This window comes from Sphingomonas pollutisoli, from assembly GCF_029167165.1.
Taxonomy (GTDB): Bacteria; Pseudomonadota; Alphaproteobacteria; order Sphingomonadales; family Sphingomonadaceae; genus Sphingomonas; species Sphingomonas pollutisoli.
This window is the reverse complement of sequence record NZ_JARFNJ010000004.1, coordinates 315,875-334,802: the sequence shown is the minus strand read 5'-3', so window position 1 is coordinate 334,802 and position 18,928 is coordinate 315,875. Positions and strand designations below refer to the sequence as shown.

Annotated in this window: 19 protein-coding genes; 9 read left to right on the top strand and 10 right to left on the bottom strand. The window is 66.4% G+C overall.

All coding sequences use genetic code 11. The features are described 5' to 3' along the window. Nucleotides 1-2 precede the first annotated feature (2 nt). The gene (locus PX554_RS10840; RefSeq protein ID WP_275501620.1) at nucleotides 3-1,454 is read right to left on the bottom strand and encodes a DUF1593 domain-containing protein; all 1,452 of its coding nucleotides are present in this window, start codon (nucleotides 1,452-1,454) and stop codon (nucleotides 3-5) included. A 148-nt stretch (nucleotides 1,455-1,602) separates the two neighbouring features. Here PX554_RS10840 and alaS point away from each other — a divergent pair, with 148 nt between their 5' ends. From alaS to PX554_RS10825, 3 genes are all read left to right on the top strand, one after another. Then, nucleotides 1,603-4,263, top strand: a complete 2,661-nt coding sequence (gene alaS, locus PX554_RS10835; RefSeq protein ID WP_275501618.1) for an alanine--tRNA ligase — start codon at nucleotides 1,603-1,605, stop codon at nucleotides 4,261-4,263. Nucleotides 4,264-4,488: 225 nt separating this feature from the next. Then, on the top strand, nucleotides 4,489-4,710 hold the full coding sequence (locus PX554_RS10830; RefSeq protein WP_093219743.1) for a hypothetical protein: 222 nt from the start codon (nucleotides 4,489-4,491) through the stop codon (nucleotides 4,708-4,710). A gap of 40 nt (nucleotides 4,711-4,750) precedes the next feature. Next, the gene (locus PX554_RS10825; protein WP_093219740.1) at nucleotides 4,751-5,635 is read left to right on the top strand and encodes a bestrophin family protein; all 885 of its coding nucleotides are present in this window, start codon (nucleotides 4,751-4,753) and stop codon (nucleotides 5,633-5,635) included. 143 nt (nucleotides 5,636-5,778) lie between these two features. Here the strand turns inward: PX554_RS10825 and rplI are convergent, their stop codons facing one another. From rplI to PX554_RS10805, 4 genes are all read right to left on the bottom strand, one after another. Further along, a complete protein-coding gene (rplI, locus tag PX554_RS10820; protein ID WP_093219738.1) occupies nucleotides 5,779-6,369 on the bottom strand; it encodes a 50S ribosomal protein L9 in 591 nt (196 codons plus the stop codon). A gap of 12 nt (nucleotides 6,370-6,381) precedes the next feature. Then, a complete protein-coding gene (gene rpsR / locus PX554_RS10815) occupies nucleotides 6,382-6,606 on the bottom strand; it encodes a 30S ribosomal protein S18 (protein ID WP_010543816.1) in 225 nt (74 codons plus the stop codon). A 13-nt stretch (nucleotides 6,607-6,619) separates the two neighbouring features. Then, nucleotides 6,620-7,048 carry a 30S ribosomal protein S6 gene (gene rpsF, locus PX554_RS10810; RefSeq protein WP_093219735.1) on the bottom strand — a complete coding sequence of 143 codons (429 nt, stop codon included), beginning with the start codon at nucleotides 7,046-7,048 and terminating at the stop codon, nucleotides 6,620-6,622. A 154-nt stretch (nucleotides 7,049-7,202) separates the two neighbouring features. Beyond that, complete coding sequence (locus PX554_RS10805) at nucleotides 7,203-7,586, bottom strand: RcnB family protein (protein WP_093219733.1); 384 nt, start codon at nucleotides 7,584-7,586, stop codon at nucleotides 7,203-7,205. 171 nt (nucleotides 7,587-7,757) lie between these two features. Between PX554_RS10805 and fabD the strand changes: the two genes are divergently transcribed. From fabD to mltG, 6 genes are all read left to right on the top strand, one after another. Next, the gene (gene fabD, locus PX554_RS10800; RefSeq protein WP_093219731.1) at nucleotides 7,758-8,693 is read left to right on the top strand and encodes an ACP S-malonyltransferase; all 936 of its coding nucleotides are present in this window, start codon (nucleotides 7,758-7,760) and stop codon (nucleotides 8,691-8,693) included. 82 nt (nucleotides 8,694-8,775) lie between these two features. Then, complete coding sequence (locus PX554_RS10795) at nucleotides 8,776-9,207, top strand: GxxExxY protein (RefSeq protein WP_093219729.1); 432 nt, start codon at nucleotides 8,776-8,778, stop codon at nucleotides 9,205-9,207. Next, the gene (gene fabG / locus PX554_RS10790) at nucleotides 9,207-9,944 is read left to right on the top strand and encodes a 3-oxoacyl-[acyl-carrier-protein] reductase (RefSeq protein WP_275501524.1); all 738 of its coding nucleotides are present in this window, start codon (nucleotides 9,207-9,209) and stop codon (nucleotides 9,942-9,944) included. Before PX554_RS10795 ends, fabG begins: the two co-directional genes overlap by 1 nt. A 118-nt stretch (nucleotides 9,945-10,062) precedes the next feature. After that, nucleotides 10,063-10,299, top strand: coding sequence for an acyl carrier protein (locus PX554_RS10785; protein ID WP_069207325.1), 237 nt, complete (start codon nucleotides 10,063-10,065; stop codon nucleotides 10,297-10,299). 136 nt (nucleotides 10,300-10,435) lie between these two features. Then, entirely contained in the window at nucleotides 10,436-11,695 is a 1,260-nt protein-coding gene (gene fabF / locus PX554_RS10780) for a beta-ketoacyl-ACP synthase II (RefSeq protein ID WP_275501518.1), read from the top strand. Between the two features lie 5 nt (nucleotides 11,696-11,700). Then, nucleotides 11,701-12,666 (top strand): endolytic transglycosylase MltG, encoded by a 966-nt coding sequence (gene mltG, locus PX554_RS10775; RefSeq protein ID WP_093219724.1) that lies wholly within the window; start codon nucleotides 11,701-11,703, stop codon nucleotides 12,664-12,666. Between the two features lie 342 nt (nucleotides 12,667-13,008). Here mltG and eda read toward each other — a convergent pair whose 3' ends face one another. From eda to zwf, 5 genes are all read right to left on the bottom strand, one after another. Next, nucleotides 13,009-13,617 carry a bifunctional 4-hydroxy-2-oxoglutarate aldolase/2-dehydro-3-deoxy-phosphogluconate aldolase gene (eda, locus tag PX554_RS10770; RefSeq protein ID WP_275501515.1) on the bottom strand — a complete coding sequence of 203 codons (609 nt, stop codon included), beginning with the start codon at nucleotides 13,615-13,617 and terminating at the stop codon, nucleotides 13,009-13,011. Continuing rightward, nucleotides 13,614-14,582: a glucokinase gene (locus PX554_RS10765; RefSeq protein ID WP_275501513.1), complete on the bottom strand. Its 969-nt coding sequence runs from the start codon at nucleotides 14,580-14,582 to the stop codon at nucleotides 13,614-13,616. The genes eda and PX554_RS10765 overlap by 4 nt, the downstream gene beginning before the upstream one ends. Further along, nucleotides 14,582-16,396 (bottom strand): phosphogluconate dehydratase, encoded by a 1,815-nt coding sequence (edd, locus tag PX554_RS10760; protein ID WP_275501512.1) that lies wholly within the window; start codon nucleotides 16,394-16,396, stop codon nucleotides 14,582-14,584. Before edd ends, PX554_RS10765 begins: the two co-directional genes overlap by 1 nt. 212 nt (nucleotides 16,397-16,608) lie before the next feature. After that, nucleotides 16,609-17,316, bottom strand: a complete 708-nt coding sequence (gene pgl / locus PX554_RS10755; RefSeq protein ID WP_093219716.1) for a 6-phosphogluconolactonase — start codon at nucleotides 17,314-17,316, stop codon at nucleotides 16,609-16,611. Nucleotides 17,317-17,424: 108 nt separating this feature from the next. Next, nucleotides 17,425-18,894, bottom strand: a complete 1,470-nt coding sequence (zwf, locus tag PX554_RS10750; RefSeq protein ID WP_093219714.1) for a glucose-6-phosphate dehydrogenase — start codon at nucleotides 18,892-18,894, stop codon at nucleotides 17,425-17,427. Nucleotides 18,895-18,928: the final 34 nt, after the last annotated feature.

Genomic DNA, 18,928 nt, shown 5'->3' with positions numbered 1-18,928 from the left:
GGTCAGGGCGTGATCGTCACGATCACGCGCTTGTAGCGGGTCAGCGGCGGCGTGCCCTTGTCGGTCACCCGCACGATGAAATGCGCCTCGCGCGGCTCGCTCACCTTGGGCGCGGTGAAGTCGACCGTGTGGATGTTGGCGGCGATGCCGTTGAGGATCGGCGTCTGCCAATGGCCGATCTCCTGATAGTGGAACCATTGGAAGCTCAGGCTGTCGCCATCGGGGTCGGTGCTGTCGACCGCGCTTAGCACGAACCGCTCGCCCGATTTCACCGTCAGCCGATCCGGCCCGCTCAGCCGCACCTCGGGCGGGTGGTTGGCCTCAGCGAATGGGCGCACCGTCCAAGCGATGCGGGCGGCGAAGTCGTTCTGGAAGTCGTCACGCCAGCGCCAGATCCCGGCGCGGAAATCCTTGATCTGCCGGTCGCCGGGAACCGAGGCGCGCCCGAACTCGCGCGCGACCTGCGGGGTGAAGCTGTCGATCGCGTTGGTCCAGATCGGGCGCGTCTCCGGTTCAATCACGACCCCGCTGAACCCGCTCGGGTCGGTCGTCGCGACCGGCGGGGTGTAGAGTTCGTACCGGCCGCCCCAGCCGCCCCAATCGGGATGGTCGGGGTTGCTGAGGCCATTGGGGAGCAGCGACAGGAAGGCGGGCGTGTCGCCCTCCATGCCATAGGAGACGTCCGGGTACATCGCGCCGAGCGGCCCGTGCCCCTGCTGAATGTTGTCGCGCAGCCACGCATTGCTGATCGTGCGGTTGTCGCCGCCGTCGATCAGCGTGTGGATGCCGGTCCAGGTGCCCGCGCCATAGCCGCCGGGGCTGACGACATAGAACAGATCGGGGAAAGTCTTGCGCAGCCATGCGCCGGCATCGTCCTGATCGGAGATAGTGTAGACCCGCAGCTTGGCGATCAGGCGCCGGGCCACCTCGGGCGAGCGCGTTTCGCGGATCGTGGACAGCGCCTGTGCGAGCGTGTTGACGCCGCCCCAGACCGAAATCCACAGCGGGCGCGGATCGTTGCGCTCCAATGCCTCGACGATCAGCCGCGACCCGGCCGTGTCCTTGCCGGTACCGACCGCCGCCATGCCATAGCCCGGCTGGCCCTCGCGAACGAGCGCGCGCAGACGGTCGGCCGTCGGATAGCCGGCCTCGTGCTTCGCCAGATTCGGCTGAACCTTGGCATAGGCCTGGATGATGCGGCGGATCGAATCGGGATGGATGGCCGTCTTCATGTGGACGGAGGTCGTCGCGACCAGCCCTTCGAGGTCGATCTCGTTCGCATAGAGCAACAGCCGGACGAAGGATTGCGTGTCGTCGGGATCGGCCTCGATGTCGCTCAGCACGATCATGCGGTGCCGCTCGGTCGGCGCCGGCAGCGGGGCCTGTGCGGTCGCTGGCATGACCGGAACGGCGAGCGGCATCATGGTCGCAAGCAGGATCGCCAGTTTTCGCAACGTCTTCTCTCCCTGTGGTGTTCATGGCGCCGGGCGGCGGCGGTGCCTTACAACCGGTGGATCGCGGTTGCCAGTGAAGCGAGGATGCACGGTTCGCCGCAGCAGCGCCACGCTTGAGAAGATACGCGGCCTCGCCTAAGTCGGCGGGATGATCTCGACCAACGACATTCGCCGCAGCTTCCTCGACTATTTCGAGCGCGAGGGGCATGCTCGCATCCCGTCCGCGCCGCTGGTGCCGCAGAACGATCCGACGCTGATGTTCGTGAACGCGGGCATGGTGCCGTTCAAGAACGTCTTCACCGGGTTGGAATCGCGCGCGTATTCGACCGCGACCTCCTCGCAGAAGTGCGTGCGGGCGGGCGGCAAGCACAACGATCTCGACAATGTCGGCTACACCGCCCGGCATCACACTTTCTTCGAGATGCTCGGCAACTTCTCGTTCGGCGATTATTTCAAGGAACGCGCGATCACGCTCGCCTGGAACCTGCTCACCAAGGAGTGGGGTATTCCGGCGGAGAAGCTGACCGTCACCGTGTACCACACCGATGACGAGGCGTTCGAGCTGTGGCGCAAGATCGCCGGCCTGCCCGAGGACCGTATCATCCGCATCGCCACCAACGACAATTTCTGGTCGATGGGCGACACCGGTCCGTGCGGCCCGTGCAGCGAGATCTTCTACGATCACGGCGACCATATCTGGGGCGGCCCGCCGGGAAGCCCGGAGGAAGACGGCGACCGCTTCGTCGAAATCTGGAACCTCGTGTTCATGCAATATGAGCAGATCGACAAGGAAACGCGGCTCGATCTGCCGCGCCCGTCGATCGACACCGGCATGGGAATCGAGCGAATCGCGGCGGTGCTCCAGGGCGTCACCGACAATTACGATACCGATACGTTCAAGGCACTGATCGCCGCCTCGACCGCGCTGACCGGCACCAAGGCCGAAGGCGAGGCGCAGGCGAGCCACCGCGTCATCGCCGATCATCTGCGCTCGTCGGGCTTCCTCGTTGCCGATGGCGTGCTGCCGGCCAACGAGGGCCGGGGCTATGTGCTGCGCCGGATCATGCGGCGTGCGATGCGCCACGCGCATCTGCTTGGCGCGAAAGACCCGCTGATGCACCGGCTCGTGCCCTCGCTGGTCGCCGAAATGGGCGCGGCCTTCCCCGAACTGGTGCGCGCGCAGCCGCTGATCGAGGCGACGTTGCTTCAGGAGGAAACCCAGTTCCGCCGCACGCTGACCAACGGCCTGCGCCTGCTCGACGAGGCGACCGCCGGGTTCGGCGAGGGGGCGGTCTTGCCGGGCGAGACCGCGTTCAAGCTCTACGACACGTTCGGTTTCCCTTACGATCTGACCGAGGACGCTCTGCGCGCCAAGGGCTTCACGGTCGATCGCGCCGGCTTCGATGCGGCGATGGCCGAGCAGAAGCGACAGGCGCGCGCGGCCTGGAAGGGGTCGGGCCAGCGCGCGTCCGACGACCTGTGGTTCGACATCGCCGAGGCGTTCGGCAGCACCGAGTTCATCGGCTATGCGACCGACGCGGGCGAGGCTCAGGTGATCGCGATCGTCAAGGACGGTGTCCGCGTCGAACGCGCCGAGGCCGGCGAGACGGTCGATATCCTCGTCAACCAGACGCCCTTCTACGGCGAGAGCGGCGGCCAGATGGGTGACGCCGGCACGATCACCGGCGACACTGTTTCGATCCAGGTCGAGGATACCGCCAAGCCGCTCGGGCGCCTGTTCTCGCATCGTTCGCACATCGACAGTGGTGCGATCGCGGTTGGCGATACCGTCCGGCTCGCGATCGACGTCGAGCGCCGCGCCCGCATCCGCGCCAACCATAGCGCGACGCACCTGCTGCACGCCGCGTTGCGGAGGCGGCTGGGCGGGCATGTCACGCAGAAGGGCAGCCTGGTCGCCGAGGACCGGCTGCGCTTCGATTTCTCACACAACAGCGCGATGACCCCGCAGGAGATCGCCGACGTCGAGGCGGACGTGAACCGTCACATTCGCAGCAACGACGCGGTGACGACGCGGTTGATGACGCCCGACGACGCGATCGCGGCCGGCGCAATGGCGCTGTTCGGCGAAAAATATGGCGAAGAGGTGCGCGTGCTCTCGATGGGCCGCGACGAGGACGCGAGCTTTTCGGTCGAGCTGTGCGGCGGTACGCACGTCAACGCGCTCGGCGACATCGCCTTGTTCGAGATCGTCTCGGAGAGCGCGGTGTCGAGCGGTGTCCGGCGGATCGAGGCGCTCACCGGCGAAGCGGCGCGCGCCTACCTCAGCGCTCGCGACGAGAAGCTGCGCGAGGCGGCGGCTGCGTTGAAGGCGACCCCCGAGGACGTGCCGGCGCGCGTGGCCGCGCTGGTCGAGGAGCGCCGCAAGCTCGAACGCGAACTCGCCGAGGCAAAGAAAGCGCTCGCGCTCAGCGGCGGCGCGGGTGCCGCGCCGGCGGGGCCGGAGCAGATCGGCGGCGTCAACTTCGTCGGCCAGGTCATCGAGGGTCTCGATCCAAAGTCGCTGCGCGGCGCGGTTGATGATGTGAAGGGCCGGATCGGTTCGGGCGTGGCGATGATCGTCGCGGTCAACGAAGGCCGTGCCTCGGTCGCGGTCGGGCTGACCGCCGACGTTGCGGCGTCGCGCAGCGCGGTCGATCTGCTGCGCGTCGCCGTCGCGGTGCTCGGCGGGCAGGGCGGCGGTGGCCGGCCCGATATGGCGCAAGGCGGCGGCCCTGACGGCGCGAAGGCGGCCGACGCGGTCGCGGCGGTGCGGGCCGCGCTTGCCGAGGAACATGCTTCGGCGGCGTAAACGAACCGTCGCCCCGGCGCAGGCCGGGGCCGCTTCGTGCCTTGGCGACCGGCTCCCATCAAACGCAGCAGCCCCGGCCTGCGCGGGGCGATGCTCGCACATTCATCCCCGCGCAGGCACGTCCCACCGTTATGCTGCGGCGCAGCAATAAAACGTAACGGCCAGTTTACGCAGCACCTCTTCGGACATCCCTATCTTGTCGGGCCTGACAACAAGGAGATGCCCATGCAGCCGTTCGACAAACGTGACCGCCACGCCCTGCTGGAAACCTGGCGCGGGTCGTGGAAGTTCTTGATGTTCGGCATCGCCGTGCTCGCGTATTTGGTCGCGATCGAGCGTCCCCAATGGTTCGTGCTGCGTCCCGCCACCGGCACCGCGATCGCGCTTGCCAGTGCCGCCGAGGCCGCGCCCGCGAAGAAGGGCGCCATCGATCCGGCCAAGCCGTGATAGGCACGACTTGTCCCGTTTGTTTCGCAGTTGAGGCTCTATGATCGTTACCGCCGTTCCCGGCGCCAAGCAGGTGATCCGGGAAGTCTGGAAGCCGCTCGCGGTGCTGTTCGTCTGGGACGTCACCGTGACCGTGACCTATTATTGGCTGCCGTTCACCGCGCCGTCGCTCCCGCTCACATTGTTCGGCTCCGCGCTCGCGCTGGTGCTCGGGTTTCGCAGCAACTCGGCCTATCAGCGCTGGTGGGAAGGGCGCGGCCTGTGGGGGGCGATGATCAACGCCAGCCGCAGCCTCGCCCGGCAGGCGCGCAACTTTCTGCCCGACGAGGCGACCGACCTTAAGCGGACGATCGTTCTGCGGCAGATCGCTTACGTTAACGCGCTACGCTGCCAGTTGCGGCGGCAGAAGCCTGATGACGACGTGCTGCGCTTCTTGTCCGAAGGCGAAGCGACGCCCGCGCTGAAGCGCACCAATGTCGCCAACGGCATCGTCGAGGGTACCGGGCATCGCATCGATCTCGCCCGCCGTCAGGGGTTGATCGACACGATCCAGCAATCGGCGATGGAAAGCGTGCTGGTCGATATCGCCAATGCGCAGGGCGGGATGGAGCGGCTCAAGAACACGCCGCTTCCCAACCAGTATCGCTTCTTCCCGATGGTGTTCACGCATCTGGTCTGCATCCTGCTGCCGATCGGTCTGGTCGAGACGCTGGGGTTCGCGACGCCGCTCGGATCGTCGATCGTCGGGCTGATGTTCCTCGCCATCCTCGCGATCGGCGACGATCTGGTCGATCCGTTCGCCAACACGCTCCACGACGTACCGCTTTCGGCGATGTGCCGCACGATCGAGATCGATCTGTTGCAGGCGATCGGCGACCAGGCGCCCGCGCCGCTCGCGCCCGACAAGGACGGCGTGCTCTGGTGAGCTATACGTCACCCCGGCGCAAGCTGGGGTGGCAAGCGCGCTTGCCGAGAGAGATGCCAGCTTGCGCTGGCATGACGCGTAAAACGAAAAGGGCCGCCCGGATCTCTCCGGGCGGCCCTTTCCGTAACCAACGGCGAAGGCGATCAGCCCTCGGCCGGTTCCTCGGCCGAAACCTCGGCGGTGGCACCCGGCTCCGCGTTGGGATCGTAAGCCTCGACGAAGCCGGCCTCGTCCTTCTCGAACATCGCCGACATGACATCGACGCCCTGCGCCTGCATCTCGGCCTCTTCGGGCGAACGCGCGATGTTGATCTTGACCGTCACCGACACCTCGGGGTGCAGCGCGACCTTGACCTCGTACAGACCGATCGCCTTGATCGGCTTGTTGAGCACGATCGCCGACTTCGCGACCTTGTGGCCTTCGGCCTCGAGCGCCTCGATCAGATCGCGAACCGCGACCGAACCGTAGAGCTGGCCGGTGTTCGACGACTGGCGGATCAGCGTGATCGTCAGGCCGTCGATCGTCTTCGACTCCTTCTCGGCCTCGCTGCGCTTCGCGGCGTTCTCGGCCACGATGCGCTCACGGTTCTTCTCGAACACCTTGCGGTTGGCTTCGTTCGAACGAAGCGCCTTCTTGTTCGGCAGCAGGTAGTTACGGGCGAAACCGTCCTTCACCTTCACCACGTCGCCGATGTTGCCGAGCTTTTCGACTCGTTCCAGCAGGATCACATCCATGTGGGTCGCTCCTTACTTAACGATGTAGGGCAGCAGGCCCAGATGACGGGCGCGCTTGATCGCCTGAGCGAGTTCGCGCTGCTTCTTCGCGCTCACCGAGGTGATGCGCGAGGGGACGATCTTGCCACGCTCGGACACGAAGCCCTGGAGCAACCGAACGTCCTTATAGTCGATCCGGGGAGCGTCCTTCGCGGAGAACGGGCAGCTCTTGCGGCGGCGGAAAAATGGGCGTGCCATTGTCTATAACTCCTTATTCGCCGTCGAAATCGCGACGCGGGCGCTCGCTGCGCTCACCACGGTCGGGGCGATCGCCGCCACGGCCACCTTCACGGTCGCCACGACGCTCGCGGTCGCGCTCGCTCTTGCGCATCATCACGGTCGGCCCGGCTTCGAGCTCGTCGACCTTGACGGTCATGTAGCGGATGATGTCTTCGTTGATCTGGATCTGGCGCTCCAGCTCGACGACGACCGAGCCGGGGGCGTCGATCTCGAGCATCACATAATGCGCCTTGCGGTTCTTCGCGATCTTGTACGCGAGGCTGCGGAGACCCCAGGTCTCGGTCTTGACGACCCGACCGTTGTTGTCCTGAATGATCTTGGTGGCGGTTTCCGCCAGTGCATCCACCTGCGCCTGTGCCAGATCCTGGCGCGCAAGGAACACATGCTCGTACAGAGCCATGCGTGCATTACCTTATCTTGGCCGATCGCTGACGCCCGCACCATGCGAACGCCCCTCCGGCTGTCGTCTTCAATAGCAACCGGGGCGGAAAGCGTGTGCTTCCCACCCCGGAGTGCGTTTCCTTAGCGATTTTCGCGGCGGAAGCAAGCGCTCCTTAGTTGAACGCGCCCGCGAGGACGGCGCCGATCAGCCCGCTCGACAGTGCGACGAGCACCGCGTCATTGCCCGAGCGGACCCAATGGTAGCCGCGCGGCGGCGCGTAGAGGCGGCGGCCGCGATACGCGCGCCAGTCTCTGATCTCGCGGTAATTCTGCGCATAGCGGCGATCGAAGCGCTGGCCCTTGTTCCAGCGGCGGTAATTGTTGCGGTTGTTGACCACCGTGCGGTTCGTCACGACGGTGCGGCCATGTGGCCCTTCACGGACGACGGTGGTGCGGCGCTCCTGGTGATCGCGGCGGCCCTGCGCCTCGGCGGGCGCGATCGCGATCGGGCTGGCGAGGATCGAGGTTGCCAGCGCGGCGAGGATGAACTTTTTCACGTTTCAGCTCCTGTTTTTCAACGGCGCCTTCTCCCGGCGTCGAGAGCAATCTAGGATGCGATTGTATCAGGCCCGTCCCGACGAGAACGGTAAAGGGTCGCAAAGTGTCCCGGCTTGCGTAAGTTCGTTCAGGTTTCTACGGCGACGCGCCTGATCTGAAGGACATCAACGATGCGGGCATTCATTTTTCCGGGGCAGGGCAGTCAGGCGGTCGGGATGGGCAAGGCGCTCGCCGACGCCAGCGCCGTGGCGCGCGAGGTGTTCCAGGAGGTCGATGACGCGCTCGGCCAGCATCTCTTCCGGCTGATGGCCGAAGGGCCGGCCGAGGAGTTGATGCTCACCGAGAATTCACAGGCCGCGATCATGGCGAATGCGATCGCCACGTTGCGCGTGCTGGAGAAGGAAGGTGGCGTCCGGCTCGCCGACAAGGCCGATTATGTCGCCGGCCACTCGCTCGGCGAATATACCGCGCTATGCGCGGCGGGCGCGCTCGATCTGCCGACGACGGCGCTGCTGCTCAAGCATCGCGGCCTCGCGATGCAGGCCGCAGTCCCGGTCGGTGAGGGTGCGATGGCGGCGCTCCTCGGCGCCGATCTGGCGAAGGCGCGCATCATCGCCAACGCGGCGAGCGAGGGCGAGGTGTGCACCGTTGCCAACGACAATGATCCGTCGCAGGTCGTGCTGTCGGGCGCCAAGGGCGCGATCGACCGCGTCGTCGCGATCGCCAAGGAGTTCGGGGCGAAGAAGGCGGTGCTGTTGCCGGTGTCGGCGCCGTTCCACTGCCCGTTGATGCAACCTGCCGCCGACGCGATGGAGAAGGCGCTGGCCGAGGCGCGGATCGACGCGCCGCTGGTGCCGGTGTTCGCCAACGTGACCGCGACCCCGGTCAGCGACCCCGACACGATCCGCCGTCTGCTCGTCGAACAGGTGACCGGCATGGTGCGCTGGCGCGAATCGGTGCTGGCGATGGCGGACACCGGCGTCGCACGATTCGTCGAATTCGGCGCCAAGGTGCTGACCGCGATGGTCAAGCGAACCGCGGCGGATGTGGAAACGGTCAGCATCGTGACGATGGACGATATCGAGGCGCTGGCGAAGACGCTATGATCGCTTCTTCCGCGACGGGACGGTAGGATCGACGAGAGGAAGGATGTTCGCGCAGAGGCGCAGAGGACGCGGAGGGGTTGCGGTGCAGGATATCGATCAGATCACCCGCGACGTCATCGATCTGGCGATCCGCATTCATCGCGACCTCGGGCCGGGACTGCTCGAAAGTGTCTATGAGGCAGTTCTGGCAGGTAAACTGGCTGCGCAGGGCCATCGCGTCGAGCGTCAGAAGGCGATCGGCATCGAATTCGAGGGCATGCGGTTCGACTCGGCGTTCCGTATCGACCTGATGATCGACGAGCGCTTGATCATCGAGATCAAGTCTGCCGAAAAGCTCAGTCCCGTTCATGCCAAACAGGTGCTGACGTATTTGCGGCTTACCAAGCAGCCCGTCGGGCTGCTTCTGAACTTCGGCGGAGAGACGCTCAAGGAAGGCGTGCGACGGTTGGTCAACAACTACACGCCCTCTGCGTCCTCTGCGCCTCTGCGCGAACAAAATTCAAGGAGCAACTGATGTTCGACCTTACAGGTATGACGGCGCTGGTGACCGGCGCGAGCGGGGGGATCGGGTCGGCGATCGTACAGGCGCTGGCCGCGCAGGGTGCGCGGCTGGCGGTTTCGGGGTCCAACGCCGACAAGCTCGAGGCGTTTCGCGCTAGTCTCGGTGGTGAGCATGTCGCGCTGCCCTGCGATCTGTCCGATGCGGCGGCAGTCGACGCGCTGGTGCCGCGGGCCGTGGCGGCGCTCGGCAAGCTCGACATCCTCGTCAACAATGCCGGCGTCACGCGCGACAACCTCATCCTGCGCATGAAGGATGACGAGTGGGATCAGGTGATCCGCGTCAATCTCGAAGCCGCGTTCCGCCTGATGCGTGCGGCCGCCAAGCCGATGATGAAGGCGCGGTTCGGCCGCATCATCTCGATCACCTCGATCGTCGGCACGACGGGCAATCCGGGCCAGGCGAACTATGCCGCCTCCAAGGCGGGCATTGTCGGCATGTCCAAGGCGCTGGGGCAGGAGCTCGCGGCGCGGAACATCACCGTCAACTGCGTCGCGCCCGGCTTTATCCGCACCGCGATGACCGACGTTCTGCCCGACGCTCAGAAGGACGCGCTCAACGCGAAGATACCGGCGGGCAAGATGGGCGAGGGGGCTGACATCGGCGCGGCCGTCGTCTATCTGGCCAGCAAGGAAGCGGGATACGTCACCGGCCAGACGTTGCATGTCAACGGCGGCATGGCGATGATCTGACGGGTCGGGTGGCGCTTCGGCGCCGCCCCGAAACATCACAGCCCCTTGCGCGGGCCGGAACCGCGCTCTACGTGCAAACCGGTATTTAGACCCCACACTTCATGAGAGGGACATGAACATGAGCGAGACTGCCGATCGCGTAAAGAAGATCGTCGTCGAGCACCTCGGCGTCGAAGCCGATAAGGTGACGGAGGATGCGAGCTTCATCGATGATCTGGGCGCCGACAGCCTCGATATCGTTGAGCTGGTGATGGCGTTCGAAGAGGAGTTCGAGGTCGAAATCCCGGACGACGCCGCCGAGAAGATCGCGACCGTCAAGGATGCGATCACCTTCATCGACGAGCATAAGGGCTGATCGAGCGGGCGCCGCCCGCGCGGCGGCGCCCGGCCCGTATCGGGGCCTGAAGACATAGGATCGGCTCCCCGTCCCAGGGTTCGCACAGGGGCGGGGAGCCGTTTCGTTTTGAAGAGCAATAGAAACGGAGATGGCCATGCGCCGTGTCGTCGTAACCGGATTGGGCCTTGTCACGCCGCTGGGCGCGGATGTCGAGACCGCGTGGAGCAACCTCATCGCCGCGAAATCGGGCGCGGGCACGATCACGCGCTTTGACGCGACCGATTTCCAGATGAACTATGCGTGTGAGGTCAAGCCGGCCGATCACGAATATGGCTTCGATCCGGGCAAGCGCGTCGACCACAAGGTCCAGCGTCAGGTCGATCCGTTCATCGTCTATGGCATCGACGCCGCCGGCCAGGCGATCGAGGATGCCGGCCTTACGGACATGAGCGAGGAAGAGCGTTTCCGCGCCGGTTGCTCGATCGGCGCGGGCATCGGCGGTCTGCCGGGTATTGAAAGCGAATCTTTGGTGCTCGCCGCCAAGGGGCCGAAGCGCGTTTCGCCGCATTTCGTGCATGGCCGGCTCATCAACCTGATCTCGGGCCAGGTCTCGATCAAATACGGGCTGATGGGCCCGAACCACGCGGTGGTCACCGCCTGCTCGACCGGCGCGCACTCGATCGGGGACGCGGCGCGGATGATCGCGATGGACGATGCCGACGTGATGCTCGCCGGCGGTTCGGAGGGCGCGATCTGCCCGATCGGCATCGCCGGCTTCGCACAGGCGCGCGCGCTTTCGACCGGCTTCCGCGACGAGCCATGGCGCGGCAGCCGCCCGTATGACCGCGACCGCGACGGCTTCGTGATGGGCGAAGGCGCGGGCGTCGTCGTGCTCGAGGAATATGAGCATGCCAAGGCGCGCGGCGCGAAAATCTATGCCGAGGTGATCGGCTACGGCCTGTCGGGCGACGCGTATCACGTCACGGCGCCCCATCCCGAAGGCTCGGGCGCGTTCCGCTCGATGCAGATGGCGATGCGCAAGTCCGGCCTCACGCTCGAGGACATCGACTATATCAACGCGCATGGCACTTCGACCCCGCTCGGCGACGAGCTCGAACTCGGCGCGGTGCGGCGGCTATTCGGCAGCGCGCTCGACGGCGTTTCGATGTCATCGACGAAGTCGGCGATCGGGCATCTGCTCGGCGGCGCGGGTGCGGTGGAGAGCATCTTCTGCATCCTCGCGCTGCGCGACCAGATCGTCCCGCCGACGCTCAACCTCGACAATCCGAGCGAGAATTGCGTCGGCGTCGATCTCGTCCCGCACAAGGCCAAGGAACGTAAGGTCAAGGCGGTGCTCAACAACTCGTTCGGCTTTGGCGGCACCAACGCCTCGCTGGTGATGAAGGCGATCTAGGCAAGGTGCGCAAGCTCGGTTGCCTCACGCTGCTGATCGTCCTGGCGGCGATCATCGGCTTCTTTGGCGTGCTGCATATGTGGTCGGGGCGCGGGCCGCTCACGCACAACGTCACCGTCACGGTGGCGCAGGGCAGCACGCTGGCCGGGGCATCCGAGCAATTGCAGAAGGCGGGGGCGATCACCTCGGCGAGCCGCTTCCGCATTCTCGCCAAGGTGCTGGGGACGAGCGCGCCGATCAAGGCGGGCGAGTATCGCATCCCCGCACATCTCAGCCAGGCCGATATCCTCAAGCTGCTTCAGGGCGGTCGCACGCTCCAGCGTTTCGTGACGATTCCCGAGGGGTTGCCTTCGGTGATCGTCCGCGACGTGTTGATGAAGGCGACCGAACTCAAGGGCGATGTCGTGGTGCCGGTCGAGGGGAGCGTGCTGCCCGACAGCTACAGCTTCGATCGCGGCGATACCCGTGCTGGCATGGTCGCGCGGATGCAGAAGGCGATGAACCGCTACCTCGCCGACGCATGGGCCAAGCGCGCGCCGGGGATCGTCGTGAAGACGCCGCGCGAGGCGCTGATCCTGGCGTCGATCGTCGAGAAGGAAACCGGCAAGCCGAGCGAGCGCAGCATGGTCGCGGCGGTCTATTCGAACCGGCTCAAGCGCGGCATGATGCTCCAGGCCGACCCGACGATCATCTATCCGCACACGTTCGGGCGTCCGCTCGGCCGGCGCATTCCGCCGCCGTGGATTCGCGAGGTCAATGCCTACAACACCTATGCGATGGTGGGGCTGCCAAGCGGCCCGATCTGCAACCCCGGACGCGCGAGCATCGACGCGGTGCTCAACCCGGCGCGATCCAACGCCCTGTACTTCGTCGCGGACGGATCGGGCGGGCATGTCTTCGCCGACACGCTCGAACAGCATAATGCCAATGTGATGAAGTGGCGCGCGTTCCGGAAGGAACACGGGATCTAACCGGGCGGGACCATCCCCCGTTCGTCCTGAGCGCAGTCGAAGGACGTGCCCGACGCGGATCGCTCGTGACACGCCCTTCGACTTCGCTCAGGGCGAACGGGGGTTTGGTGCCTCGAAAACCCACCGCTGCGCCGGGCGCACCAACGCCGCAGTGCCTTGGAACGGCGTAACACCGATGAGGACGTGGCGTGCCTTCCGGACGGGACACGGGACAAGGGCGCTGCACACCCTCTGCCGTTCGTCCTGAGCGCAGTCGAAGGGCGTGCCCCAAGCGGTTCACCCGAGGCATGCTCGACTTCGCTCAGGACGAACGGTGTGTTCGTCCTGGCAAAGCCGGGCGGATCAACCCCGCAGCGCCACCGCCGCACGCGCCTTGGCTTCGATCTCCGCAGGGGTGCCGCCGAGCACCCAGCTCCCACCGACGCACAGCACCGGATCGAACGCGAGCCACTCGGGCGCGGTCGCCTCGGTGATGCCGCCGGTCGGGCAGAAGCTGCACTGGTTGAACGGCGCGGCGAGCGCCTTCAGCGCGGGAAGGCCGCCCGCCGCCATCGCCGGGAAGAACTTGAAGTGCGTCAGGCCAAGATCGAGCCCGAGCATGATGTCGGCGGCATTGGCCGTGCCGGGCAGGAACGGCACGCCGCTGTCGATGATCGGGCGCGCAAGCCGCTCGGTGAGGCCGGGGGAGACGATGAACTCGGCGCCCGCGTCCACCGCCTGCGCGAACTGGTCGGGGTTGATGACCGTGCCGGCACCGACGATCGCGCCGGGCACCTGCTTCATCTCGCGGATCGAGTCGAGCGCGGCGGGGGTGCGCAGCGTGACTTCGAGCACGCGGATGCCGCCGGCGACGAGCGCTTCGGCGATCGGGCGGGCGGTCGCCGCGTCGTCGATCACGATGACCGGGATGACGGGGGCGATCTGCATCAGCTCGCGGACGGTGTAGCTCATTTGTGATGCTCCTGGGCGAAGGCGGCCGCGGCGCCGAAGAGGCCGGGCTGGGGATGGGTGATGAGCTTGACGGGCAGCGCCTGCATCATCGCGCGGAAGCGGCCCTTGGCCGCGAACCGTTCGGCGAAGCCCGATCGGACGATATGGTCCTTGATGCGAAGGCCAAGCCCGCCCGCGATGACAACGCTCTTCGCGCCGTGGCAGATTGCGCGGTCGCCGGCGGTGGCGCCGAGCGCCAGGCAGAAGCGGTCGAGCGCGGCGAGCGCAAGGCTGTCGCTGCCTTCGAGCGCCATCTGCCAGATCGCCTTGTCGTCGAGCCGCGGCACCGGACGCCCGTCGATCTCGGCGAGCGTCTCGTAGATCGCGACGATGCCGGGGCCGGACACGACTCGCTCCGAGGAGACTCGGCCGTGCAGCGCGCGCAGCCGCTTGAGCAAGGCATCCTCGAAACTGTCGAGCGGCGGGAAGTCGCTGTGGCCGCCTTCGGTTTCCAGCACGTGATAGCCGCGCTTCTCGCGCAACACCTGAGCTACACCGAGGCCCGTGCCGGGGCCGACGATCGAGATGATGCCATGATCGGGGAGCGGCACGTCAGGGCCGGTGATATGCTCGAACATGTCTGGGCCGACCTGCGCAACGGCATGGCCGACCGCGCCGAAATCGTTGACCAGCACGAACTCATCGACTTCGAGCCGCTCCTTCACCAGTCCGCGCCGAATGATCCACGGGTTGTTGGTGAGCTTGATGAGATCGCCATCCACCGGCGAGGCGACCGCGATCGCGGCGGCGCGCGGCATCGGTCGCTCCAGCGTCTTGCCAAACGCCTGCCACGCGGTCTGGAGCGAGGCGTGCTCGGCGGTCTTGAGCGTGACTGGCTCGCCGAGCGAAATGACATGGCCATGCTCGACCTCAGCGATGGCGAAGCGGGCGTGCGTGCCCCCGATATCGACGCTTACGACTTCCATCAGTTCATCCCGGCCAGCACGGCGCAAGCGCCTTTTTCGGCCTCGTTGGCGAGGCCACGGAACATTCCGAACAGCTCGCGGCCCATGCCCTCGGCGGGCGGCGGCGCGGCGACGGGCTGACGCGCGGCCCATTCGGCCGGATCGACCAGCGCGACCAGTTCGTTGCTTTCCGCCGACATCCGCACCACGTCGCCGTCGCGCAGCAACGCGAGCGGACCGCCGCCGAGCGCCTCGGGCGAACAGTGGATCGCGGCGGGCACCTTGCCGCTCGCGCCCGACATCCGCCCGTCGGTGACGAGCGCGACGCGGTAGCCGCGGTTCTGGAGCACGCCCAGCGTCGGCGTCAGCTTGTGGAGTTCGGGCATGCCGTTGGCGCGCGGGCCCTGGAAGCGCACCACGACCACGACATCGCGGTCGAGCTCGCCGGCCTGGAACGCGGCCTGCACCTCGGCCTGGGTCTGGAAGATCCGGCATGGCGCCTCGATCGTCCAGCGGTCGCGCTCGACCGCCGACACCTTGATGCACCCGCGACCCAGATTGCCGGTGAGGATGCGGAACCCGCCCTCTTCGGAGAAGGGCGTTGCGGCCGGGCGGAGGATCGTCTCGTCGCCGCTCGCACCGGGATCTTCCCAGACGAGACCATCGCCGACCACCACCGGACGCTTGCCGTAGTCGGTCATGTCGCCGTGGCCGATCGTCAGCAGATCGCGGTGGAGCAGCCCGGCATCGGCGAGTTCGCGGATCACGTAAGGCATGCCGCCGGCGTCCTCGAACCCGTTCACGTCGGCCGCGCCGTTGGGATAGACGCGCGCGATCAGCGGTACGCTGCGCGACAGGCGATCGAAATCTTCCCAGTCGATCACGATCCCCGCCGAGGCGGCGATGGCGGGCAGGTGAATCAGATGGTTGGTCGATCCGCCGGTGGCGAGCAGGCCGATCGCCGCGTTGACGATCGCTTTCTCATCAACGCACAGCCCGATTGGGCGATAGTCATCGCCATCCCAGCCGATCTCGGCGAGCCGGTGGACGGCGGCGCGGGTCAGTTCCTGGCGCAGCTTGGTGCCAGGGTTGGCGAAGGCCGCGCCGGGGATGTGCAGACCCATCATCTCCATCATCATCTGGTTCGAATTGGCGGTGCCGTAGAAGGTGCAGGTGCCCTTCGAATGATAGGCGGCGATCTCGGCATCGAGCAGGTCGTCGCGGCCGACCTTGCCCTCGGCGAAGGCTTCGCGCACCGCCGCCTTCTGCTTGTTGGGGATGCCGGTCGGCATCGGGCCGCCGGGGATCAGCACCATCGGCAGATGCCCGAAGCGGAGCGCGCCGATCAGCAGGCCCGGCACGATCTTGTCACAGATGCCGAGCAGCGCCGCGCCTTCGAACATGCCGTGGCTCAGTGCGATCGCGGTCGAGAGCGCGATCGTGTCGCGGCTGAACAACGACAGCTCCATCCCGGCATAGCCCTGTGTCACCCCGTCGCACATCGCCGGTACGCCGCCCGCCACCTGCGCGGTCGCGCCCGCCTCGCGCGCCCACACCTTCATCTGCTCGGGATAGCGATAATAGGTCGCATGCGCCGAGAGCATGTCGTTGTACGACGTGACGATGCCGATGTTCATCGCCTTGGCGGTTCGCATCGTGTCGCGGTCCTCCTCGGTACCGGCATAGCCGTGCGCGAGGTTGGCGCAGCTCAGCGCGGGGCGCGCGATATGCTGGTCGCGCTCGCGTCGGATCAGCTCGAGATACGCATCACGCGTGCGCCTCGAACGGCTGATGATCCGGTCGGTGACGGCCGCGATCTCGGGATGGAGCGTCATGGTCTGGTTCCCCTTGGGCGGGTAGGGAGAGGCAGCCCTTATCGCCTTTCGCGCGTGCGAAGGACAAGGGGCAGCCGTCGGTTATACGCGTGTACTGAAGCCTGCGGTCTTGCCAACCCGTTCGCACTGAGCGAAGTCGAAGTGCGTGCCCCAAACGGGCCGCTTGCGATACGTCCTTCGACTTCGCTCAGGACGAACGGGCGTATATCAGATCAGGGCGCCCAGTGGATGTCGGCGGGCAGCTCGGCATCGGCGAGCACGCGACCGATCGGATAGGTCGAGGCCGGACCCTGCTTGATCGCGGTCTCGATCACCTTGCGTTTGGCGTCGCCGGTCACCGCGAGCATCAGCGCGCGCGCCGAGGTGATCGCCGACAGGCTGAGCGTTACGCGCGGCACCGGTGCCTCGGCGGGCAGCGGATCGGGCATCACGCCGAGCGCGCGGCGCTCCTTGGGGCCGTTGACCGCCTCGTCGTAATCGGGTCCGGGGAAAATCGACGCGGTGTGCCCGTCGGCGCCGACGCCGAGCAGGCACAGATCGAGCGGCCAGTGCAGATCGCCGAGCCGCGCGTCGGCGGCCTTGCCCGCCGCTTTGTAATCCTTCGCCGCTTCGCTGATGAGCGGGATGACGCGCGCGCCCTTCGGGATGAAGATTTTGCCGATCGCGGTGACGTTCGACAGCGGATCACCCAGCGGCACGATCCGGTCGTCGCCGGGCACGATCGTCACGCGCTTCCAGTCGAGCTTGGTGGCCGCGAGCTTCTCGTAGATCGGCATCGGGGTCTTGCCGCCGGCGAGCGCGATGACGGCACCGCCGCGCGCGTCGATCGCGCTCTCGATGATGAAGGCGATGTCGCCGGCGACGGCAGCGGCCATTTCGGCTGCGTCGTCATAGTCCCACCATTCGACTTCGTCGGTCATGTCTTTGTCCTTAAATCTGAATTCCGTTCGTCCCGAGCGTAGTCGAGGGACAATGCCCGGACTACAGGTGCCTCGACTTTGCTCGGCACGAACGGGGAGGAAATCGGTTCAATCGTCCTGCCAGGTGACCCCGTCGCGCTCGGTGAGCGCGATCGCCGCGCTCGGGCCCCAGCTTCCCGACGGGTAGCTCTTGGGCTTGGTGTCGTTGGCGGTCCAGCCGGCGCGGATCGCGTCGATCCATTCCCATTGCGCCTCGACCTCGTCGCGGCGCACGAACAGCGTCTGATCGCCCTCGATCAGGTCGAGCCACAGCCGCTCGTACGCGATGCGGCGCGGCTTGCCCGCGAAGGCGGCATCGAGGCTGAGGTTGAGCGGCAGTTCGCGCAGCCGGATGCCCTCGCGGTCGAGGCCGGGTTCCTTGGCCATCATGAGGATCTGGATATATTCCTCCGGCTGCAGGCGAATGATCAGTGCGTTGGGCTGGAGCAGTCCGCCACGGTTGCGGAACATCGAGTGCGGCACCGGCTTGAACTGGATCGCGATCTCGCTCCGCCGGGTCGCCATGCGCTTGCCGGTGCGCAGGTAAAAGGGCACGCCCTGCCAGCGCCAATTGTCGACATGCGCCTTGATCGCGACGAAGGTCTCGGTGGTGGAGGGCTTGCCGAGTTCGTCGATATAGCCCTTGACGATCTCACCCTTGACCGCGCCCGAGCCATATTGGCCGGTGACGGTGTGCGAGGGCACGTCCTCGGGCGCGATCGGGCGCAGCGAGCGGAACACCTTGGCCTTTTCGTCGCGGATCGCGGCACCGTCGAACTTTGCGGGCGCCTCCATCGCGACGAGCGCGAGCAACTGGAGCATGTGGTTGGCGACCATGTCGCGAAGCGCGCCCGCCCCGTCATAATAGGATGCGCGATCCTCCAGCCCGACCGTCTCGGCGATGGTGATCTGGATGTTGTCGATGCCTTGCGCGTTCCAGATCGGCTCGAAGAACGAATTGCCGAAGCGCAGCGCCATGATGTTCTGGACGGTCTCCTTGCCCAGATAATGGTCGATGCGGAACGTGCGATCCTCGCTGAACGCGGTGGCGACCGTGTCGTTGATCTCGCGGCTGGAGGCGAGATCGTAGCCGAGCGGCTTTTCAAGCCCGATCCGCACCGTCTCGCCGGCGAGGCCGGCCGAGGCGAGGCCCTTGATGACCGGCTCGAACAGCGAAGGCGCGGTCGACAGGAAGATGGCGAGCCCGCCCGACACGTCGCCGACCTTCTCGGCGAGCGTCTTGTAGCCCTCGACGTCCGATGCGTCGTGCGGCTGATAGCCGAGCCGGCGGAGGAAGCTCTTGATCTTGTCGGCGTCCTTGCGGTCGGCGGGCAGGAACTGGTTGAGCGCCTTCTCGGCGAACGCCTGATAGTCCGCGTCATCATGCTCGGCGCGCGCGGTGCCGGTGATGGTCAGCGCCTCCGGCAGCAAGCCGTCGGCGTGCAGCCCGTAGAGCGACGGCAGCAGCATGCGCTGGGCGAGATCGCCCGTCGCCCCGAAAAGCAGAAGCTTGCCGACTGGCTGGCGAGTTCCCGGCATTAAGACGATCTCCCTTGTCCGCGTGGCGAAACGA